The organism is Aquimarina spinulae, assembly GCF_943373825.1.
In the GTDB taxonomy this organism is placed as follows: Bacteria; Bacteroidota; Bacteroidia; order Flavobacteriales; family Flavobacteriaceae; genus Aquimarina; species Aquimarina spinulae.
In genome coordinates, this window is sequence record NZ_CALSBP010000002.1 from 341,289 (window position 1) to 362,496 (window position 21,208).

Here is a 21,208-nt window from a genome sequence, read left to right on the forward strand (position 1 = left end):
ATTAGTGATAATTCCTACATGCTTTCAATTACTTTCCAAATTCCTCTAAATCCTAAAAAGCAAGTAATGATCAAAATGAAAAATCCAATCAGGTTTTGTTTCCATGAATTGGTATATTTTCCTAATATTTTTTGTTGGTTCATTACCCATAAAAGGAAGATTGCAATTACAGGCAAAAGGAGTCCATTTGCGATCTGTGCAAATCGAATGATTACTATTGATTTTATCCCTAATGAAGAAAACAAAACTCCCAAAAAAAGGATAAACATCCATACTGCTCTAAAGGATTTACTTTTGAGTCCTTTTTGCCAACCCATACATCCTTTTACCACATAAGCTGCTGCAAGAGGTGCTGTAATTGCAGAAGTAATTCCAGCTGCAAATAACCCGATAGATAATACATATTTTGCCATCGAACCAAAAACCGGTTCTAACCCTTTTGCTAAATCGGCTGCATTATTCACTTCTGCTTCTTGTATAGCTGCTCCTGCAATAATAATTGCCATTGATACGAATCCCCCCAATACAATTGCTACAATAGTATCCTTTTTTGCTTCTGGCAGGTCATCGGTAGATTTCCATTTTTCACTAACAATAGAGGCATGTAAAAAGAGGTTATAAGGTACTACTGTTGTTCCTATCAATCCTACAATGGTAAGCACATTATCACTAGAAAAATTAGGAACAAACCCTTTAAAGATCATAGAAATATCTGGTTTGGTAACTATTGCGGTTACTATAAAAGCTACACTCATTAATAAAACCAGTACGATTAAACTTCGTTCTAAAACCTTATAATTACCTATGTACAATAATATAAAGGCAATCACACCGATCACAATACTTAAATAATTCTCTGAAATCCCGATTGAAGATTCTAAGATTGTAGACAGCCCGAGTACTCCTCCACTAATATTACCAGCTTCGTAAGCTGCATTTCCTATAAAAATTGCTGACAAGATTAATGTAATAAGAGCTCCTCTTACAATCTTGTTATCAAATTGAGATTTTAGCACTTCGCTTAATCCCTTTTGGGTGACTACACCTAATCTTGCTGCCATTTCCTGTAAAACAACACAAGCTACAATAGATAACACCAATGCCCATAGTAATGAAAACCCAAACTGTACTCCTGCTAATGTACATACAGTTACGGTACCTGGACCAATAAAAGCTGCAGTCACCCATGTTCCCGGGCCGATATTAAAAAATTTCTTCATTTATTTTGTATTAACATCTAGTGTATAAATAGCAAACGATCCCAGCCAATGCCCTCCTTCATAACTATCTCCAACCAGATTAGGCAAAGAATAGTTTACATGTGTATTTGCTACCGAAAAAAGATGTGCATACTCATTATACTGTTTAGCAAGCCCGTATAACACCCAGGCTCTACTAAAATTAAGTCCATCTAAATGAACCAATTTACCATCGGTACGATCAGATACCTCTCCCACTTCGATCGTAAAGTTTTTGGCTTTAAGTTGAGGCATAAAATCAGAGATCCAACGATCAAATTCTTCTTTATTTAACACTCTTCTCATTACATCAATTTCTTCAAAACAAGGAGATAGAAAATCATAACCACTGGGTTCCCAACCGATGGGGCAACCTTGATCATTAGCATAGAACTCTCTTGCTCTGGTTTCTATACTATTTTTTAGTTTTTGATCTCCCAGGGTATTTGCATAATCCAAAGCAAAGGATAATCCAAATGCAGTATTGGTATGCTCTCCTACTCGAATTGGATATTTAAGTTTTGGAAGGAAATCGATATATCGTTGCACAATAAGTGCGGTTAATGGCTGAAGGTTTTCTTCTAATTCTCTTGCCAGTGGATCATCCCAGGTATGTAGTTCTTCGGCCAGTTTAAGTAACCAGGCCCAACCGTAGGTTCTCTCGTATGATTTGTTATGCTTTCCTTCAAAATATTTGATTTCTTCCTCAATATTCTTCTTAGACATATTTTGAAGTAATTTGGTTTTTGCTTCTTCCTTTTTTTCCAGATCGGGAAATGTTTTCAACAACTTTACCAACGACCAATGCCCATGTACTGAAGAATGCCAATCAAAACAACCATAAAAGGTAGGATGTAATACATGAGGTTCTCCGATATTTTCTTTTCCTCCTAACGTTTGCCCCAGTTTATTAGGGTACTCTATCTGCAAGCAAGCTAATGGCAATTCTACCAATGTATTGGCCTGTTTTAATGTGAGTTGTAAGGGTTCTTCTATTGGATTCTCTTGTAGTGGTTGTTCTTCGGTTTTTACATCCTCGGATGGTTGTTTTGATGTATCATTGTTTGTATTACATCCTAAAACAACAAGTAATGAAATCAGAAAAAGTATTCGGTACATAATCAATATTTATAAGTTTAAAATATCTACTTTCTTAAAAATATCAATTTCCGGAATCATGCGTACGCGATTGTTGATAAGAACGGGAAATAGTTTATAAATTCTCTAAACCATTCATCAAAGATCATCAATAAAGTACTTTTTGTCCTTTTGGCATAAAAAAAGGGATATGATTACATCATATCCCTTTTTTTATCATTTCTAATTTGGTTTTACATCTTCACATCGCTAAGTTTTACTTCTTTTCCTTCTTTATCCAACATCAACACTTCATCAAACCCAGCATTTTTAAATTGCTCAAATTGCGTAGCTGCATCCCCTATTAACAGATATGCCATTTTAGTTTCATCAAGATATTTATTTGCCAATGCCTTATGTTGTTCTAAGGTCATTTCTTCTATTATTTTCTCTTCTTTGGCTATATAATCTGATGCAAAATCATACCTTCCCATCTCTTGTAACATTCCTAATAATGCTCCTTGAGTTTCAAATCTACGAGCATTAGATTTTATTAAGGCATTTTTGGTAAACGCTAAATCTTCTTCAGAAATACCATTTTTATACTTTTCTATTTCATCTTTAAAAATCTTTACAGATTCAAAAGTAGTATTGGTACGAACACTTGAAGAAGCCGTAAAAGTTCCTGGTATCTTACTCCCATTAAATCTGGACCGTGCACCATAGGTATATCCTTTTTCTTCTCTCAAGATTAGATTTACATTTCCCGAGAATGACCCTCCCAGTTTATAATTCATAACCGTAGCCGGAAAATAATCCTCATCTGTACGTGCCATAGAAAGGTACCCTATATTAATTACAGATTGTTTTGCATTAGGAATATCTACAAAATACAACGATGATTTATCTCTAGTATTCACTACTTCATACTCTGGAATAGTCACTTCTTTGCTGGCCCACTTATTTTCTAAGTTTTTAAGAGCAGCAAGTGCTTTATCCTGATTTAGATCTCCTACAATTTGAAACTTACTTACTGAAGGAGAGAAATTATTGGTATAAAACTGTTTTAAGTCATCTATAGTAATCGCTTCTACAGAAGCTACAGTACCACTGGTAGGATAAGCAAACATATGTTTTTCTCCGTAAAGAAGTTTATTATATACATTTCTTGCCACCGTATTAGGGTCTGCAGCAGATCTTTTAATTCCATTAATTGTTTTGGTTTTTATTCTTGCAAACTCTTCTTCATCCCACCTTGGCTCTAACAATATTTCGCCTATCAAATCCATTGTTTTATCAAGATTACGCACCAGAGTATTACCTCTTATGATAATTGCTTCTCTGGTTGTATACATTCTGATAGAGGCTCCTAATAATTCTATTTCTTCTTCTAATTGCTCTGGAGTCTTGGTAACGGTACCTTCCATCATGATATCTGTCATTAGATTTGCTACTCCAACTTTATCAAATGAATCTAGCAAATGTCCTCCAGAAATTATAAGACTAAAATTAACCAATGGAAGTTCGTTTTGCTCTATACCATATACTTTCATTCCATTAGATAATGAAGTACTCCAGGATTGAGGAATGTTCAGTTTTGGAGATTCTCCTTCTTTTGGAGCTACAGAACGATCAAAAGCCGAAGGTGTTTTTTGGATTTCTTCTTTTGTTTCTACGACTGCTTCTTCTACGTTTTCTTTTATTTCTTCTTCGACAACTGCAGCTTTTTCTGAATCATTTGCTGCCAGGTCCAGTTTTCCCTTCGGAACAAAACTAGTAATCACATAAGGCTTATCCTTAATATATGTATTGTATACTCTAATTACATCTTCTTTTGTAACTGCCTTAATATTTTCAATATCTTGAGTAATAAATCCCGGGTCACCGGCAAATACATTGTATTGTGCTAATTGAAATGATTTTCCCAGCACACTACTAATTCCATTATAAAATTGCGTCTCAAGCCCTGCTTTAATACGTTCGATATCTGTTTCAGTAATTCCTTCTTCTTCAAATTTCTTAAACGCTTCAAAGACTCCTACTTCGATATCGGCCAGACTTTTGCCATCATTAGCCGTAATATTTACTCTGAATTTACCTGCTATTTCCATAGATCTATTCCATGCATTAGTATCCGAGGTTAATTCTTTTTCTTTTACCAAAACTTTATATAAGGGTGCTTTTTTTCCATCGGATAACAATTGTCCTAAGAAGTCTAATGCATAGGCATCTTTAGTATATTGTTCTACTGTTGGCCAAACCATATTTAATTGCGCAGTAGTTGCAAAGTTATCTTCGTGAGAGAATCTTTTGGTTTCTGATAAAGTAACATTCTGCACTTTTAATTTTTCTACAGGTTGACGTTTTTTAATTTCGCCAAAATACTTCTCGATCATTGCCTTAGTCTGTTCTGTTTCAAAATCTCCGGCAAGTACTATAGTAGCATTATTGGGTCCGTAATATTTATCATAAAACTCTTTTACATCTTCTACAGTAGCATTCTGAAGGTCTACTAACTCTCCTATTACCTGCCAGTTATATGGATGCCCATCTGGATAAATATTCTTATCAATTACCCAGTTGGTATGCCCGTAAGGATTATTATCTACACGTTGTCTTTTTTCATTTTGCACAACTTCCTGTTGATTTTTGAAAGCACTTTTTGTGACTGTATTAATTAGAAAGCCCATTCTATCAGACTCTAACCATAATACGGTTTCCATAGCATTTTTAGGAACTACCTCATAATATATAGTTCCGTCCTGCCATGTTCCTCCGTTAAGTGTTCCTCCAACATCCTGAATCTTTTTAAAGAATTGATCCTGAGGTACATTTTCTGATTCCTGAAACAGCATATGTTCGAATAAATGTGCGAATCCTGTTCTTCCTGGTTTTTCTCGATTAGAACCTACACCGTATTGGATTGCAACCGAAACAATCGGATCAGACTTATCCTGATGTAACACTACTTGAAGCCCATTTTCTAACTCATATTTTTCGAAATCAATAGATAGTTTACCTACTTCTTCTGTTTGTACTTCAGAATTTGTTTCTTTCTTGCAAGAAATAACTCCTAACAATAAAAAGGACACTACTACGATGAGCACCCTATGAACCTGAGTTTTCATAATTATATTTTTTGTTTATGAAGTTAAAAATAACCTTTGCCAATGAGTATTTCTATGGATATGTTATTAAAATAAAGTTAAAGGGGGCTATTTTATGCTTGTAAACTCTCTTAAAAAAGCTTTTTATGAGATAAATAGAAAGGCCTTCCATTCCCTGAAAGGCCCTTCTATCGATAAGTAGTATGTACTCCTTTTAAAAAATTGTAGTTAGTTAAGTTACTATAGTTTATCTGAGTTTATTTGCACTCTTAAAATCTAATGTTCTAATCATACATCAACAGATTCTATGTAGTAAAGAAATATTGCTATTTTTCTCAACATAACAACAAAACTGTATAACTCTAAAACGAGGTACATTACTTACGCGAAAGATTCTTACTCCTGGACTTACCAAAGTTAATATGTACATTGGTTTGCTGCATTTGTACATTCGGTAGCCATATTATTCTTTCTTATTTGGTATTCTTGAGAATTCATAATACCACAAACGACTGCTTTAAGGCTTGTTCTTTTCATTTCTCGTGTCCAGGCAATTCCTCCGGTTACATCTGGCTCTCTTAAAAGCAATCCCCGGTAAGCAATATAAATATCTAAATCCAGCTGAAGCTCTGTTAAATTGTAACGATTCAAATAGCTATAATACTGATTTCCCCATCTTACTTTAGCTTCATTTGATATTATAAATTGTTCTGTTACAAAACAAACATCTCGTCTATTTAGCTCTCTTACCCATTGAGTAACTACGCTTTGGTTTTCTGGACATCTTCTCAGAAAAGACAAATAGGAAATCCTAATCACGCAAGTTGCATCAATTTGAGGAGGTGAAGGGATATCTCTTGGTGGTCTGAAATCGGGATCTTCGGGAAAAGGAAATGACTTTTCTGGCGTATTGGTAGTATCTACTATCTCTACTGGCTCATTATTTGCATCTTCTTTCTCGCAGGAAGAAATTAAAAGCAATCCTAAAAACATAGGAAATAGTACAAGGTACTGTAATCTATATATTAATTTTTTCATGATATAAAAGTTGTTTTATGATTATTATGTGAAATTATTTATGTTTCAAATAGAGGCTAAACTGCATAGAACTTAGCCTCTTATTTATTGATTTGTCATCCGGTTTTGAAATAGATTATCCTCTAATGCAATGACCGTTATTACTACATACTGGCCATAAAAAAGGGCAGTCTGCATCTGAGTTGCAGTCTATTTTTATTCCTCCTTTAATAAAAGCTTGTTCGTTTCTTTTTAATTGATCGACACCATTAAGGTTTACAATGTTTTTTAACATAACTATTAATTTTAAAATCGTATTTGTGTGAACATTTATAGACACTCACAGTTTGTGTCTATCCTTGCAAGAATATTTTTATATGTCCAAAACAGGTTTTACATCTTTAGGACAGTTTCTTTTCTAATGTTTAAAAAGCCAGATTGTGGAACATATGCTAATCACTTATTTCAAAATTAGGTCGTGAATCCCTTTAAAACAAAGGGTTAATATTCATATTTATAAATTTGAACAACCAAAAATCAATAGCGCGATTTTAATAAAATGATACTTCTTAAGAATTGGCATACTCATCATATTTAGAAGGCTTAGGCATATGTTTTATGATCATAGAGCAATTCATTAGCTGTAAAGAATTTTCTTTTATAAATATGATAGGGATATGATTAATAAGTTCTATAAAAAAACCGTCTAGACATTTTCGCTAGACGGTTTCGTTCATTTCAAAAAAGTAGATTGTTTTTTAATTTTTTACCAAGGTTTTATAATACTTATTTTCTCCACTGGTAATCTGGCAATAATACATTCCTTTTTCCCAACCTAATGTTTCAAAACCATACATTGTTTTAAGTCCTGTACTACTTTTTCTTTTTAGCACACTTCTTTTTAATTTTATTCCATTGCTATTATATACTTCTATATGGATTTTATGATCATTGCTTTGCTTACCGAAATATTCAATCGTCAAATGATCTTTAACAGGATTAGGGTAAAATGTAATTGAATTTTTATGAGTAGATTTCGTTGATGCACGACCAGAACGATCTTTACCTATAAATATGTCAATTTCTAAAATATCATCTAACCAATTCCCATCGCTACCATCGTCATCATTACGATAATCTTCTTCATTATCATACTCTACCAAACGTAATGAAATTAAATTATTCTTCTCTTTAAAAAATAGAGGTGTGTTAAAAACATAGGGGTAGTCAAATATCGGATCTACAATTGATGGCACAGGTGGAGGATCGTTTTTTACGGGAGGTATAATTACAGGTGCACTGGCTCCAAAAGGATCACTGGGTACTACGACATAGGACAATCTAAAATATTTTGTAGTATTTATATTGGAGCTATAATCCAAATTAAGTTTTAATCGTATAATATCGTATGGTCTAAACGCTAACCTTTCTGGTCCTTTTAACTTTACAACCTGTTCTACTATCCCTTTATCATTAAAGGAATCTGTGATAGATATGGATACATCAATGGTACGATCCCTAGGGGTTATTTTTTCTTGCCCATTAATGAAATTAGGAATACATACTACAAGGAGTATAAAAAAATACTTCGTTTTCATGATTAAAATTTTAAGAGTTATACATTAAAAACAAAGTATCAATATTTGGGCTTATCTAATAATCCGAATTGTTCATATTTATAAATTTAAACAATAAACCGCTAGCTTAGCTCTAGTTTCTTAATATAAAATGCCGGATTTAGTCCGGTTTTACTTTTAAAAACTTTAATAAATGTAGTGGCACTTTTATAACCTGTTTCTTTTGCTACGGCCCTGATCGTATAAGACCTAAACATAGGGTCTTCTTTAAGTTTTAACAAGGCATAATCAATTCTTAACTCATTAAGATATTGGTTAAATGACTTCTTTTTTATTTCGTTCAAGGCTTTTGATAAGTAGGTTGTGTTGGTATGAAGTAATTTTGCTGTTGAATACAAATTACAGTCTTGCGAAATATAAAAATGAGTATTTTCTAATTCTTGAAGTTTCTTGAGAATTTTTTCTGATTTTTCATCTTTTATTTTCACTTCTCGAATCGGGTGTTCTGGCTCGTGATCTAAAGATTTTTTCTCTTTAATATCTTCAATTACTTTTAGAAACTTTTGTTCTTTTATTTTAGTTTTTCTTCGATATACCAAAAAAACAGACAATAGCGCTGTAATCAATACTATGGATATAGTTACAATAATTTTCTTACTTGTCACACTTTTTGTTTTTTCACTTACCAGTTTATTATTCTCGATTTTGAAATCTTCTAAATCATCTTCATACAATAAATCCTTGGCCACTAATCTTTTGTCATTTTTTACCTGAATAACATTTTGAAGCCTATCATAATACGATATCTGCTTTTCCTGATCACCCAATATTTTTGATGTTTCGATGGCCAGTTTATACATATTTTCTATTTTATCTGCCTCTATGTTATCACCAATCAGATCAAAATTTTTGTTTAATAAAGAAATCGTTTCATCATATTTTTTTTGTTGATATAAACATCTTGCCATATAATAATTGGCTATATACAAATTAGTTTGTTGTCCCCCTCTACTATTTACAAAAATGTCTTTTCCTTGCTTAAGAAACCCTAATGCTTTATAGTATTCTTCTTTTTTATAATAGATATCTCCGAGGTTGATATAAAAATAGCTTTTGTATATAGGTAAGTCATAATTCTCTGCAAACAAAATACCTTGGTCATTTATTTTTAAAGCCTCGTCAAGTTTATGGATTTCTGCCAGGCATTTGCCTTTTCCTAATAATGAGCTTAGGTAGGTGTTTTTATATTGAATGAAATTATTTTTTGTTTCTTTTTCTAAGGTTTTAAGTACTAAATCATATTCATTAATAGCATCTCTGTATCGTTTTAATTTCATACGCACATTAGCTATATTGGTATGACTTATAAACTTATATGATAAATTCGGTATGCCTTTAGAAAGTTCTTTGGCACTAAGATAAGATTGTAGTGATTCTTCATACGCTCCAAGAACATAATAACTACCTCCTAACAGACTGTGGCTTCCAAAAATCTTTATGGTATCTTTTATTTTTTCTGCAGCTTTAACAGATATATAAGCATTTTTTATCGTGTTACTGTGATTAGAACGTATGTATTCTATATATGCAATTTGATAGCTTGAGAAATATTGAATATTATAATCTCCCTGTGTTTTTCCTCTTTGCAAAAAAGCTTTGCAATAAGCTAAACCTTTTATAGTATCTTTATCTTTGGAGAATGCGTTTTTGATAAAATTTTCTATTTTTCTTATAGAATCAGATTGACTAATAAACAGTTTTTCTTTTTCTGAAATCAAATAAGACACCTCTTTTTCTTCCGCTTTGTTTTGTCCAATCACAACATCAAAGCATAAAGTAAAAACATAAAAAATAAGACAATATCTACAGTATTTAGAGTTACTAAAAACTGATAAAATTGATTTTGTAAAATGTGATAGTGAAAATAAGGTCATTGGTTTTAAAGAGTTAAATTTCCATATCATCTTCAATTATATGTAGGACTATAAAGATAGTCCTACATATAATTGAATTTTAATAATTAAAGAAATGTACATTTATATTTCCAAAATCATATCTTAATTAACACAAATAAAACTTATTTTCTTATTGCTTTCTACGATTAACATAACCATCCATCACGATCCAGACTTCTATATTGTATTGCTTCAGAAATATGATCTCCCAAAATTGATTCTGCTCCTTCTAAGTCTGCAATAGTTCGGGATACTTTTAGTTATTATTTTCAGAAATTATTCTAGGAACAAAATTTGTGTTTATCTCGTATTGAGTATTTGGTTCTGCTTTTGAAATACATACTACTAAATTTATTTTTATTTGAAACTTATCATAATAGATTCAGAGAAAGACAATAAATTACCTCTGCGAAGATTAATTAAGGTTAATCATTGATATTTTACCTTTTATCTGATGTCCATCCTGAGCTTTAATAAAGAAATTTGAAGATGAGTGTGGTTTCATTTTTAGTGTCGTCGACCTTCTTGCATAGCCACTGATAAACCTTATTTCATTATATCTTACCTTACAATGATAGCCAGAGCACAAGTCACATGTTTTATGACAACCCCAAATATTACTCGACAATTCAAGTTGAAGTTTACCAGAAATATAGTCATTAAGGTTTACTATAAAATCAACATTATGAGCATAATTATTCAGTTTGTTGATATTTCTTTTATGGTAATCCTTGTTTAAGGTTCCGTTAAACAATAACAAATTGGAGTTGTAATCCCCAACATAATTGACAGATGGAGCTAAAGTATTTTTTGTTGGATTATAATACTCTGAGTTATCTATGTTCTTGATTCGTACGATAAGAGAACCTTGTAACCTCGAGCAATCATTGTTATGAAAGGATTCAAAAGACATATCAGAGACGCTTATTCGAATTAATTGATTTACCTTTTCTCCTTTCTTTATAGTTTTAAGTTTCCAAGCAGAACCGTATCTTTTCCACATGACTATTCTAGTTCCTTCAGTACGTTTCCCCCATTGATTAATCATGTACGTTCCTTTTTTAGATTGAATAGAGTAATAACCATCTCCTATATCATTAAACTTCCATTTTGTATTAGAATTCCCCTTCCCTTCCCAAAGAACAACCTTAGCATCAGAATTGGAAGAATTATTTTCTATATGAACATATTTTCCAAGGTCAGATTTGATATAAAAATATCCATTGCCTGCATCCTCCAAATTAAATCGTTGAGTGACATCATTACTACCATTTCTTAGGTTAAGTGGTGTGCCTATTAACTGACATATGCAATTCAATGTCGAGGTATTTGTCTTCAAATTCTGATTCTATATAATATTTCCCCTCTAATTGAGCGTTCAAATTAGTTATGAATAGAACAAGTACTACTAACTGAAATATAAAAAGTGTTTTCATGATTTAGTGATTTACCCAAATCATGCACTGAAATTTTGACTTCATTAGGAAATTTCAGCGCATAATCCTGGTCGTAAGTTTTATTTATTTGTTTTCTGAATTTTTTAAAGCTTTCAATTTCAATGAAATTTCTTTTTGAGCAACCCCAAGGTTTTCACATAATTCACTTAAAACTTCTTCTACAATGTTTTCTTTTTTTATTACATCAATAAAATTATAAGAATCATTCTTTCCTGGAGATTTGCTAACAAGATCATGTATCTTATCATTTACTAGATCTTTGACTAGCGGACCTAGTGGCCAAGGCCAAGGGTTTATATCGTCAGGAACAGGATAACCTACAGTATTATTAAACCACTTTGAACAATTTATGCAAGGTTCTGGCCATGGGGGACCTGACAAACCTTCAATTCCGGATCTTATATGAAAATAATTTTTCCAACCAATGGGTCGTGGCCATGTTATTGGGTAAGGCTCATCTGGATCTGGAGTATATCCTACTAGATTCCTGAGCTTTGACAGTTCTTGATTTTGTAAAAAATCCTTTAAATAAGTTCTTGCTATTGTGGTAAGTTGGTACGTACCTGGATCAAAAAAAGACTTTGGTAAATTCATTTTCTTATGTATTAAGTTAAACAATTGATAATTTTCTGACTCTATGCTAAACCACTAGAGATCATAGAAATAAATATTTGCTAATAATTTGTATTCCAAATTTCGTGAAGCCTTCTTTTTAAATCGATGACTCATTAACCCAAAACTAGGCAGTGTGTTAGCGTAATTTAATTGGGTCATTTAACCCTGTGGATTTAAGTTAGATCACCTTATCAGAAACCACCAGTTAATTGTTTCTTTGTGAGGCATTTAAAAATAATTTCAGTAACTCAAAACACACTATCATGAAAAAAAGAATCGTAACTTTATTAGTATTTGTAGGAATAGTAGCTTTTATAATTTTTAGTGGTTGTAAAAAACAAAAAGTAGATCCAGCTTTTGACAAAACTATTTGCATGAATTATAAAGAGCCTGTAAGTAAATTAAGTGTTAAATTAGTTAAAGAAATGATAACTGGGTATCGAGATAATCAGCTTAAAGAAATAAATGAAGAAATGCATATAAATGATGCTCATTCTATTTGGTTTGATTTGGATACGATTAAAAAATTCATTTACCATATTGAAACTACTGCAAAAAACAATCCTAATTATGTTTCTAATGAAAGTGGTTTAGGGATTCGTATATACTATGCTAACTATCCAAAAAGAGAAACTTGGGAAAATGAATATCAAAACGATTTATCCGGTTTCAACAATAATGAGGAGACTATGCAATATGAACATCTTCATACACTGGTCATGATACCTACCATAAGAAGAAAAGTGGGTGCTATAGAATATAATATTGATTTTGACATTAATGATTCTAGAACATATACAACCAATCTAAAATACATAAACGGTTATTTCTCAAACCCTGACGAAGAAACAATCCCTGCTTTAACCTATTCAAAATCAAACAGATCAGGCACTATACCAAATCGTAATCATGGTAGTTTAATTCCGCCACGGAAAACCGAAGATATTGAAGAAGCTTTTTAAGAGATAAAGTATGTTTGAATTATTTACAATAGCATTAAGTAAAATACTACTAGGGATAGAATTTTTATCTGCCCTGGTAGCTGTTTTTTATTTTTTCAAGTTAAAAAATACTTTTTGGAAATGGTTTTGTGTGTACTTAATAATTATTCTTATTCAGGAGTTTTATTGGTATTTTAATACTCCCGTATATGATATTACTAAGCAAGAATATTATGCTTTTATTGGTATCCCTATCCAATACTTGTTTTTTTTCTGGTTGTATGCTCTAAAGTCGCTTAAAAGAAAAATGCTCTTTATTATTTTCTCTGTAATATATATTTCAACTATTCCTATAGAGATATATTTGAGTAAATTAAATATAGTCTATTCTTTAAACTTAACTATTGGAACACTATTATTAACACTATTAATCATTTTAGAATTAAAAAAACAAATAAAGACCGATGATATCTTAAGGTTTAAAGAAAACAAAATGTTTTATATAAATATAGGGGTAGTACTGTTTTATATCGGTACTTATCCATTTTTTGCATTTTATGATTTGCTCCTGCAAGAACCATACTTGAAGATTGGAGATATGTATTATCTTTATTTTAGAATATCTATTTGTTTAATGTATCTAGCGTTTATCGCTTCTTTTATATGGGGGAAACATCATTTAAAATAATGTTAATCATTTTTAATGTAATCTTTATTGCCTTTATCGGGGCGATAGTTGTTTTCATTCGTGAATACCATAGAAAAAAGAGAGCATATATAGAACAAATCAAAACCATTGATATACTACATAAAAAGGAGCTTTTAAAGACACAAATGGAAATACAGCTTCAAACAATGAAATCTATAGGTAGAGAAATACATGATAATGTAGGGCAAAAACTTACTTTGTCTAGTTTGTATTTACAACAATTAACTTTTGAAAACAAAGCTCCTCAAATTAATAATAGCATTGCCAATATTAATACTATTATTAGTGAGTCGCTCGATGAATTGAGACATCTTTCAAAATCTCTGATGGATGATACTATAGATAATAATTCAATTTCTGATTTGATAGAAAATGAATGTAGAAAGGCAAACAATTTAAAAAAATACAAGGTTCGTTTTAAGAATAATCTGGAACATACACCTAAATTATATGAAGTTAAAAGTATTTTATTAAGAATAACACAGGAGTTTATCCAAAATAGTATAAAACATGCCGGTTGTAAAAATATAGATATCTCGCTATATGAAAATGAAGGTAAATTACATTTAAAATTACAAGACGATGGTAAGGGATTTGATGTAGAAAACTTAAAAACAAATGGTATTGGAATAAAAAACATGAAGAAGAGAACGGAAATGATTGATGGAATTTTTAATTTAGAAAGTAATACAAAAAATGGCACAAAATTAACTTTAATAATTCCTATTTAGATGAAACATACTATTGTCATAGTTGATGATCATATTCTAATAGCTAATGCCTTAAGCGATTTTATTTCAAATTTCGATCAATTTGAAGTTTTGTATGCTTGCGAAAATGGGAAAGATTTTCAAGACAAAATTAAAACAAAGCCTATTCCTGATATTGTTTTATTAGATATTAGTATGCCAATTATGGATGGTTTCGAAACATCAAAATGGTTAAAGGAAACGTATCCAAAAGTTCTAGTAATGGTTTTAAGTATGCAAAATGATGAACAAAGTTTGATTAAAATGATAAAGAATGGAGCAAAAGGATATTTATTAAAGAATACTAATCCTGGTGAATTAAAAAAAGCATTAAATGAATTAGTTGATAAAGGATATTTTTTTCCAGACTGGGCTACCAGTAAAATACTTACTTCAATCAGTGACAATACAATAAGTGCTGATATAAAAACCAAATTATCTGAGAGAGAAATAGAGTTTCTTAAATATACACCTACCGAAATGACTTATAGAGAAATTTCAGAAAAGATGTTTTGTAGCCCCAGAACCATAGAAAATTACAGAGATAGTTTATTTGAAAAATTAGAACTCAAAACGAGAGTAGGGCTTGCTGTTTACGCCTTAAAAAATGGTTATTCCAAATAAACACATACTTTTACTTGCTTAAAATTAATAAGTTAACCTCAAAAAAAGTTTGTCATTTTTTTTATCCTATAAAACAAAAGTATTCACCCTAACCATCCATCACGATCCAGACTTCTATATTGTATCGCTTCAGAAATATGATCTCCCAAAATTGATTCTGATTTTTCCAGATCTGCAATAGTTCGAGATACTTTTAGAATACGATCGTATGCTCTGGCAGAAAGATTTAATCGTTCCATTGCAGTTTTCAGCAATTCTTTAGAAGCGTTATCTAAAACACAGTATGCTCTGATTTGCTTTACACCCATCTGTGCATTGTAATGGATATTTTGTAATTCTATAAATCTTTCGGTCTGGATATCTCTGGCTTTAATAACTCTTTTCCTTATCTCCACACTGGATTCTCCCCTACGCTCTTCACTCAGCTTATCAAAAGGCACAGGTGTGACTTCTATATGAATATCTATTCTATCTAATAATGGACCCGAAATTTTACTAAGGTAGCGTTGCATCTCTGCCGGGGAAGAGGTCACAGGTGCATTCGGATCATTAAAATACCCTCCCGGACTAGGATTCATACTTGCAACTAACATAAAACTTGAGGGATAGGTTACCGTAAATTTTGCTCTCGAAATGGTTACTTCTCTATCTTCGAGAGGTTGGCGCATTACTTCTAGTACTTCTCTTTTAAATTCTGGTAATTCATCTAAAAATAATACTCCATTATGAGATAGTGAGATTTCTCCGGGTTGAGGATAACTGCCACCACCTACTAATGCTACATTTGATATGGTATGATGCGGACTACGAAACGGTCGTTGTGCCATTAATCCTACATTATCTTTAATGCGCCCTACTACGCTATGTATCTTGGTTGTTTCTAGAGCTTCTTGTAATGACATCGGAGGTAAAATGCTAGGTAACCTTTTACTTAGCATCGTTTTACCACTTCCCGGCGGGCCTACCAATATAATATTATGTCCTCCCGCTGCAGCGATCTCCATACATCGTTTTATACTTTCCTGCCCTTTTACATCTGCAAAGTCAAACTCAGGATTATCCAGTGCCATATAAAATTCTTCTCTGGTATCTACAATGGTTTGTTCAAGCTCTCCTTTTTCATCAAAATAGTCAATTACTTCTCTAATATTTTCTACTCCGTATACTTCTAAGTGATCCACAATCGCTGCTTCTTTAGCATTTTGTTTTGGAAGTATAAATCCTTTGAATCCTTCTTCACGTGCTTTGATTGCAATAGGTAGCGCTCCTTTAATAGGTTGTAAACTCCCATCGAGAGATAGTTCTCCCATAATCAAATATTCTGAAATTGCATCTCCCTTAATTTGTGAACTTGCTGCAAGAATTCCTAAAGCCAGGGTAAGATCATATGCAGATCCTTCTTTTCTTAAGTCTGCAGGAGCCATATTAATGGTTATTTTCTTTCCTGGTAATTTGTACCCATTGTTTTGCAAAGCGGCAGCTATACGATAACTACTTTCTCGTATTGCATTATCTGGCAACCCTACAAGGTGATACCCTATTCCTTTATCGATATTCACCTCGACTGTGATGGATGTTGCCTCTACTCCAAAAACAGCACTCCCAAAAACTTTTGTAAGCATGTGTTATGTTTTACATACATGCAAACATACGTACGATGAGTTTTAAAAAATGAAACTGAGATTTTGTATTCGAAATACTTTAGATACGTATTTTACAATCTTCCTTGTTTAGATATTAAAAGATAAGAATTGAAAAGTAGGGCCCTCGCCTTATAAAGATATATTACGTATGATATAATATCCCAAGCTTATGCCCTACTTATTTTATGTAAAAATTACATAACAAACAATCATACAACTGCTTCTACCGTAGTTTGAAACAGCTTATCATTTAAAAACTTTAGTGTTGGTATTTTGTCTTTGGTATCTACCAAAATAGATATATTGTTATTGCTTCCCCCATAAGATACCATACGTACCGGTATGAAATTTAATATTTCGAAAAGCTTATATGAATTCTTATCATTGATAACCGATTCTCCTACAATACATATGATACTATGATCTTGCTCTACAGTTATTTCTGCGTAGGTTTCTATTTCTTTTACGATTTCTTCCAGATTGCTTGTATTATCAATGGTTAACGATATTGCAATCTCTGAAGTGGTAATCATATCAATTGAAGTGTGATAGTTATCAAAAACTTCAAAAATTCTTCTTAAATATCCATGAGCCATCAACATTCGATTCGACTTGATCTTAATCGCTGTAATTCCATCTTTTGCAGAGATTGCTTTCAATCCTTTTCGATATGTTTTATTAGAAATTACGGTTCCCGGTGCTTCTGGATCAAATGTATTTTTAAGAAGTACTGGTATATCTTTACCTACAACCGGAGAAACGGTTTGAGGATGAAGAATTTTGGCGCCAAAATATGCTAATTCTGCTGCTTCATTATATGTAAGATGAGAGATCGGATGTGTTTCTTCAACATATCTTGGGTCGTTATTATGCAACCCATCGATATCGGTCCATATTTGTACTTCTGAAGCGTTTAATGCTGCTCCAATAATTGTAGCAGTATAGTCACTACCTCCTCTTTTTAAATGACTAATTTGCTCTACCTCGTTTCTACATACAAACCCTTGAGTTATATATAAGGATGTATGAGGATTACTTTCTATTACTTTATTTAGTTTTTCGCCAACCTTGCTAATGTTTGGATTTTCAACAGAACCCACATACATAAACTCTTTTGCATCTAGTAAAACATTAGATATACCCTTGGCATTTAAGAATCCAGAAAATATATATGTCAAAAGCGCTTCTCCAAAGGTAATAAGCTTAGAATTGACAACTTCTGAATACTTCTGACTAGAGATCTCGAACATTTCTGTGATCATTGCAGACAAACCGTCTTTAAGCACATTTCTTGTTTCCTGACCCTCGATTAATTCATCAATAACATCACTGTGTTTGCTTTCTAATCGATGTAAATTTCTTGTAATGGCATCAACATCATTAAATTTCACATTTTCTACCAGTCGAATTAACTGATCTGTAACACCAGACATTGCAGAACAAACTACAATTTTATTTTCTTGATCAGAGATCAAAATTTCCTTAACCTTATTAAGGTTTTCAACAGATCCTACAGAAGTTCCTCCAAACTTTAAAATTTTCATCAATCTTGCTTTTTCATTTGTTTTTAACAATGCATAGTTAATTAATAACTCACAAATAATAAATATTTTAAAAGAAAAAGCATAGATTTGCACAGAATGTTAAATATGTAACAATGAAAACAATTACAGATTGTGTACACAATATTTTAAGGCATCAGCCTTTTCTAGAGGACGCACTATCAAGGGACATTATTAATTTCAGTTCGTTGGCTGTCGATCTATTACCTAAAGTGGAAAAAATCATGAAAAAGCCTGTTAAACCAGGTTCTATTGTGATGGCATTAAGGCGTTACCATCCAAGAAAAATAAAACACATCGATAATCTAAGGAATCTTGGTGATATCATGGTACGATCTGGGATAACCGAGTATACATTTTTAAACTCTAATAGTATTTTAACCAGCCAGAGTAATCTTTTGGAAAGTGTAAAAAACGAAACAAAAGCTTATTTTACGTACTCTAGCAATTTTCAAGAAAGTAATATATTAGTGTCTTCGTCACTTAAATCTACTGTCGAGAAACATTTTAAAAATGAAGTATGTATCTCTGTTGCAGATGACTTATCTTCTATTTCTATAGCGCTACCCGAAGACAATTCTAAAGTAATTGGTTTGTATTTTTATATTTTTAAGCTATTGGCTTATGAAGGCATTCCTGTTTTTGAAGTTATTTCTACCTCAAACTACTTCACCTTATTTTTAGAAAAGGAATATGTTAATAAAGCATTTTTATTAATGAATGAAGTTAAAGAAGACCAATCCTTTTAAACAAAAAAACCCTGCTCAATAGCAGGGTTTTAACACATTACATATTATATTTTTACCAAATATGTACTCGTTTTTCTGGTGCCAAATACATTTTGTCACCTTCTTTTATATCAAAAGCTTCATAAAAGGCTTTAACATTTAATAAAGGTTGGATAGCACGTGTTGTACCAGGTGAATGCGGATCTGTCTTTATTTGAGTTCTTAAAGCATCTTCACGAATCTTTGTTCTCCATACGGTAGCCCAAGACATAAAGAAACGCTGTTCTGCAGTAAATCCATCAATATCTTCTGGTCTTCCATTTTCTGCAAAATACATCTGTAATCCATCATAAGCTCCTAATACACCTCCTAAATCTCCTATATTCTCTCCTAGTGTAAATTTACCATTTACAAATACACTATCTAACACTTCAATAGCACTATATTGTTCTGCTAATGCATCTCCTCTTTCTGTAAAAGCTTTAAGATCATCTTCTGTCCACCAGTTTTTAAGATTTCCTTCTGCATCAAAACGAGCTCCAGAATCATCAAAAGCATGTGATATTTCATGCCCGATAACTGCTCCAATACCTCCATAATTAACCGCTTCGTCTGCTGTATAATTATAAAACGGTGGCTGAAGTATAGCTGCCGGGAACACAATTTCATTAAATAAAGGATTGAAGTATGCGTTCACCGTTTGAGGAGACATCCCCCATTTTGTTTTATCTACTGGCTCTCCTATATCGGCAATTGTCTTTTCGAATTGCCATTTTGATACCGCCATTGTATTTTCAAAATTAGAATTCCCTTCCTTTACATCAAGTGTAGAATAATCTTCCCATTTATTTGGATACCCAATCTTAACAGTAAACTTATCTAATTTTTCTATAGCTTTAGCTTTTGTGCTATCACTCATCCATTCTAATACTTCAATTCTTTTTTGGTATGCTTTGATTACATTCGCAATCATTTTCTCTGCCTTAGCTTTTGCTTCGGGTGGAAATTTAGCATCAACATATAATTGCCCAATAGCTTCTCCTACAGAACCATTTACTGCACCTAATGCACGTTCATCAAGTGGTCTTTGTTTTTTTGCACCTCTAAGTGTTTTGCTATAAAAATCCCAGTTTGCTTTTTCTATTTCTGTAGAAAGAGATCCTGTTGCACTATTTAAAGTAGACCAACGCATTACGGTTTTAAGATCTTCAATATCTGTTCCTGTAAGCACTCCTTGCAAGGCTTTCATATATTTTGGTTGCAAAACCATAACTGTATCCAGTTGTTGTTTAACACCAAGATCTTTCAATAATTTATTCCAATCTACTGCTGGAGTCATTTCTGAAAGTTGAGCCATACTTCTTGGATTATTAAAGTTACGAGCATCACGACTTTGAACTTTATCTAATCTAGGTTCAGCTAATTTGGTTTCGATATCCAAAATCTTTTCTGCTGCTTTATGTGCCTGATCTTCTGTATCCCCAATAAACTGAAGCATTCTCGTAATATGATCTACATATTGTCCTCTAATTTCTTTAGACTTTTCATCCTGGTCCAAATAGTAATCACGATCTGGTAATCCTAAACCACCAGTAGCTACATATGGAGCATTTATATCACTATTATTTAAATCTGGAAAAGAAGTAAACCCTAAAAATGGTGCAGAAGCAGCTGTTTCTGTTGCTAATACAGATTGTAAATCCTGGATATTCTTTATCGCAGCTATTTTATCTAGTGTTGGCTGTAATGGGGTTATACCTGCTTTATTTCTTGCTATTGTATCCATTATGGATTCGAAGATAACCAGAGCTTTGTGCTGATCAGTTCCTGCGGCATATTTGCCACTGGATTTTGCTTCTTCCATAATCTTAAGTACATCATCATCTGTTTTCTTTCTTAAAACTCCAAAGCCTCCCCATCGTGTTCTGTCTTCGGGTATTTCAGTATTCTTCATCCAACTTCCATTAACATAACTATAGAAATCATCTTTAGGACTTATACTGGTGTCCATGTTTTCCAGCACTATGCCGGGAATCTTTTCTACTTCAGCCACTACTTCGCTTTCGCTATCGCTTTTTTTTGTTTCATTTTTACAACTCACGAAAGCAAAAATAAATGCAGCCAAAAAGTAAACATTTTTCATTTTTATACTCATTCTGTTATTAAATTAAGATTAGTTATTTAGTAGGTATGACGTTTGAACCGTAAA

The 21,208-nt window shown here is 32.2% G+C and carries 17 protein-coding genes and 1 pseudogene; 5 read left to right on the forward strand and 13 right to left on the reverse strand.

Annotated elements, in window-relative coordinates:
- Positions 1 to 14: 14 nt before the first annotated feature.
- The 10 genes and pseudogenes from NNH57_RS07130 to NNH57_RS07175 form a co-directional block, all read right to left on the reverse strand.
- Positions 15 to 1,220, reverse strand: a complete 1,206-nt coding sequence (locus NNH57_RS07130; RefSeq protein WP_074409265.1) for an Nramp family divalent metal transporter — start codon at positions 1,218 to 1,220, stop codon at positions 15 to 17.
- A complete protein-coding gene (locus NNH57_RS07135; protein WP_108809391.1) occupies positions 1,221 to 2,357 on the reverse strand; it encodes a DUF2891 domain-containing protein in 1,137 nt (378 codons plus the stop codon).
- A gap of 212 nt (positions 2,358 to 2,569) precedes the next feature.
- Complete coding sequence (locus NNH57_RS07140) at positions 2,570 to 5,443, reverse strand: M16 family metallopeptidase (RefSeq protein ID WP_108809390.1); 2,874 nt, start codon at positions 5,441 to 5,443, stop codon at positions 2,570 to 2,572.
- A gap of 396 nt (positions 5,444 to 5,839) precedes the next feature.
- Complete coding sequence (locus NNH57_RS07145) at positions 5,840 to 6,460, reverse strand: hypothetical protein (RefSeq protein ID WP_074409267.1); 621 nt, start codon at positions 6,458 to 6,460, stop codon at positions 5,840 to 5,842.
- A 115-nt stretch (positions 6,461 to 6,575) separates the two neighbouring features.
- The gene (locus tag NNH57_RS07150; RefSeq protein WP_159099342.1) at positions 6,576 to 6,734 is read right to left on the reverse strand and encodes a hypothetical protein; all 159 of its coding nucleotides are present in this window, start codon (positions 6,732 to 6,734) and stop codon (positions 6,576 to 6,578) included.
- Between the two features lie 463 nt (positions 6,735 to 7,197).
- Positions 7,198 to 8,037, reverse strand: coding sequence for a T9SS type A sorting domain-containing protein (locus tag NNH57_RS07155; protein WP_108809389.1), 840 nt, complete (start codon positions 8,035 to 8,037; stop codon positions 7,198 to 7,200).
- A gap of 101 nt (positions 8,038 to 8,138) precedes the next feature.
- Positions 8,139 to 9,836, reverse strand: a complete 1,698-nt coding sequence (locus NNH57_RS07160; protein ID WP_159099341.1) for an AraC family transcriptional regulator — start codon at positions 9,834 to 9,836, stop codon at positions 8,139 to 8,141.
- Positions 9,837 to 10,117: 281 nt separating this feature from the next.
- A pseudogene (locus NNH57_RS07165) lies at positions 10,118 to 10,231 on the reverse strand (magnesium chelatase subunit ChlI family protein); the annotation flags it as partial.
- Positions 10,232 to 10,386: 155 nt separating this feature from the next.
- Positions 10,387 to 11,289, reverse strand: a complete 903-nt coding sequence (locus NNH57_RS07170; protein ID WP_159099340.1) for an RICIN domain-containing protein — start codon at positions 11,287 to 11,289, stop codon at positions 10,387 to 10,389.
- A 202-nt stretch (positions 11,290 to 11,491) separates the two neighbouring features.
- Positions 11,492 to 12,022 carry a hypothetical protein gene (locus NNH57_RS07175; protein ID WP_108809386.1) on the reverse strand — a complete coding sequence of 177 codons (531 nt, stop codon included), beginning with the start codon at positions 12,020 to 12,022 and terminating at the stop codon, positions 11,492 to 11,494.
- Positions 12,023 to 12,306: 284 nt separating this feature from the next.
- Here NNH57_RS07175 and NNH57_RS07180 point away from each other — a divergent pair, with 284 nt between their 5' ends.
- Genes NNH57_RS07180 through NNH57_RS07195 form a run of 4 tightly spaced genes read left to right on the forward strand, consistent with a single transcriptional unit; the run spans position 12,307 to position 15,066 of the window.
- A complete protein-coding gene (locus NNH57_RS07180; RefSeq protein WP_108809385.1) occupies positions 12,307 to 13,005 on the forward strand; it encodes a hypothetical protein in 699 nt (232 codons plus the stop codon).
- Positions 13,006 to 13,015: 10 nt separating this feature from the next.
- Complete coding sequence (locus NNH57_RS07185) at positions 13,016 to 13,672, forward strand: hypothetical protein (RefSeq protein ID WP_108809384.1); 657 nt, start codon at positions 13,016 to 13,018, stop codon at positions 13,670 to 13,672.
- A complete protein-coding gene (locus tag NNH57_RS07190; RefSeq protein ID WP_108809383.1) occupies positions 13,648 to 14,424 on the forward strand; it encodes a sensor histidine kinase in 777 nt (258 codons plus the stop codon). Before NNH57_RS07185 ends, NNH57_RS07190 begins: the two co-directional genes overlap by 25 nt.
- The gene (locus NNH57_RS07195; RefSeq protein WP_108809382.1) at positions 14,425 to 15,066 is read left to right on the forward strand and encodes a response regulator transcription factor; all 642 of its coding nucleotides are present in this window, start codon (positions 14,425 to 14,427) and stop codon (positions 15,064 to 15,066) included. It begins immediately after the preceding gene.
- Between the two features lie 83 nt (positions 15,067 to 15,149).
- Here NNH57_RS07195 and NNH57_RS07200 read toward each other — a convergent pair whose 3' ends face one another.
- Together NNH57_RS07200 and NNH57_RS07205 are read right to left on the reverse strand one after the other, a co-directional pair.
- The gene (locus NNH57_RS07200; RefSeq protein WP_108809381.1) at positions 15,150 to 16,688 is read right to left on the reverse strand and encodes a YifB family Mg chelatase-like AAA ATPase; all 1,539 of its coding nucleotides are present in this window, start codon (positions 16,686 to 16,688) and stop codon (positions 15,150 to 15,152) included.
- 230 nt (positions 16,689 to 16,918) lie between these two features.
- Positions 16,919 to 18,253, reverse strand: coding sequence for an aspartate kinase (locus NNH57_RS07205; protein WP_074409428.1), 1,335 nt, complete (start codon positions 18,251 to 18,253; stop codon positions 16,919 to 16,921).
- Between the two features lie 113 nt (positions 18,254 to 18,366).
- On the opposite strand from NNH57_RS07205, the gene NNH57_RS07210 reads away from it, so the two are divergent.
- Positions 18,367 to 19,020: a hypothetical protein gene (locus NNH57_RS07210; protein ID WP_024770387.1), complete on the forward strand. Its 654-nt coding sequence runs from the start codon at positions 18,367 to 18,369 to the stop codon at positions 19,018 to 19,020.
- Between the two features lie 52 nt (positions 19,021 to 19,072).
- Here NNH57_RS07210 and NNH57_RS07215 read toward each other — a convergent pair whose 3' ends face one another.
- The gene (locus NNH57_RS07215; RefSeq protein WP_082994971.1) at positions 19,073 to 21,142 is read right to left on the reverse strand and encodes a M13 family metallopeptidase; all 2,070 of its coding nucleotides are present in this window, start codon (positions 21,140 to 21,142) and stop codon (positions 19,073 to 19,075) included.
- Positions 21,143 to 21,208: the final 66 nt, after the last annotated feature.

What these genes read in the sequence shown, in the direction of transcription:
- NNH57_RS07145 (WP_074409267.1), bottom strand. Translation starts at nt 6,460, where the DNA reads ATGAAAAAATTAATATATAGATTACAGTACCTTGTACTATTTCCTATG.
- NNH57_RS07210 (WP_024770387.1), top strand. Translation starts at nt 18,367, where the DNA reads ATGAAAACAATTACAGATTGTGTACACAATATTTTAAGGCATCAGCCT.
- NNH57_RS07185 (WP_108809384.1), top strand. Translation starts at nt 13,016, where the DNA reads ATGTTTGAATTATTTACAATAGCATTAAGTAAAATACTACTAGGGATA.
- NNH57_RS07130 (WP_074409265.1), bottom strand. Translation starts at nt 1,220, where the DNA reads ATGAAGAAATTTTTTAATATCGGCCCGGGAACATGGGTGACTGCAGCT.
- NNH57_RS07190 (WP_108809383.1), top strand. Translation starts at nt 13,648, where the DNA reads ATGGGGGAAACATCATTTAAAATAATGTTAATCATTTTTAATGTAATC.
- NNH57_RS07215 (WP_082994971.1), bottom strand. Translation starts at nt 21,142, where the DNA reads ATGAAAAATGTTTACTTTTTGGCTGCATTTATTTTTGCTTTCGTGAGT.
- NNH57_RS07135 (WP_108809391.1), bottom strand. Translation starts at nt 2,357, where the DNA reads ATGTACCGAATACTTTTTCTGATTTCATTACTTGTTGTTTTAGGATGT.
- NNH57_RS07175 (WP_108809386.1), bottom strand. Translation starts at nt 12,022, where the DNA reads ATGAATTTACCAAAGTCTTTTTTTGATCCAGGTACGTACCAACTTACC.
- NNH57_RS07200 (WP_108809381.1), bottom strand. Translation starts at nt 16,688, where the DNA reads ATGCTTACAAAAGTTTTTGGGAGTGCTGTTTTTGGAGTAGAGGCAACA.
- NNH57_RS07150 (WP_159099342.1), bottom strand. Translation starts at nt 6,734, where the DNA reads ATGTTAAAAAACATTGTAAACCTTAATGGTGTCGATCAATTAAAAAGA.
- NNH57_RS07195 (WP_108809382.1), top strand. Translation starts at nt 14,425, where the DNA reads ATGAAACATACTATTGTCATAGTTGATGATCATATTCTAATAGCTAAT.
- NNH57_RS07180 (WP_108809385.1), top strand. Translation starts at nt 12,307, where the DNA reads ATGAAAAAAAGAATCGTAACTTTATTAGTATTTGTAGGAATAGTAGCT.
- NNH57_RS07155 (WP_108809389.1), bottom strand. Translation starts at nt 8,037, where the DNA reads ATGAAAACGAAGTATTTTTTTATACTCCTTGTAGTATGTATTCCTAAT.
- NNH57_RS07140 (WP_108809390.1), bottom strand. Translation starts at nt 5,443, where the DNA reads ATGAAAACTCAGGTTCATAGGGTGCTCATCGTAGTAGTGTCCTTTTTA.
- NNH57_RS07205 (WP_074409428.1), bottom strand. Translation starts at nt 18,253, where the DNA reads ATGAAAATTTTAAAGTTTGGAGGAACTTCTGTAGGATCTGTTGAAAAC.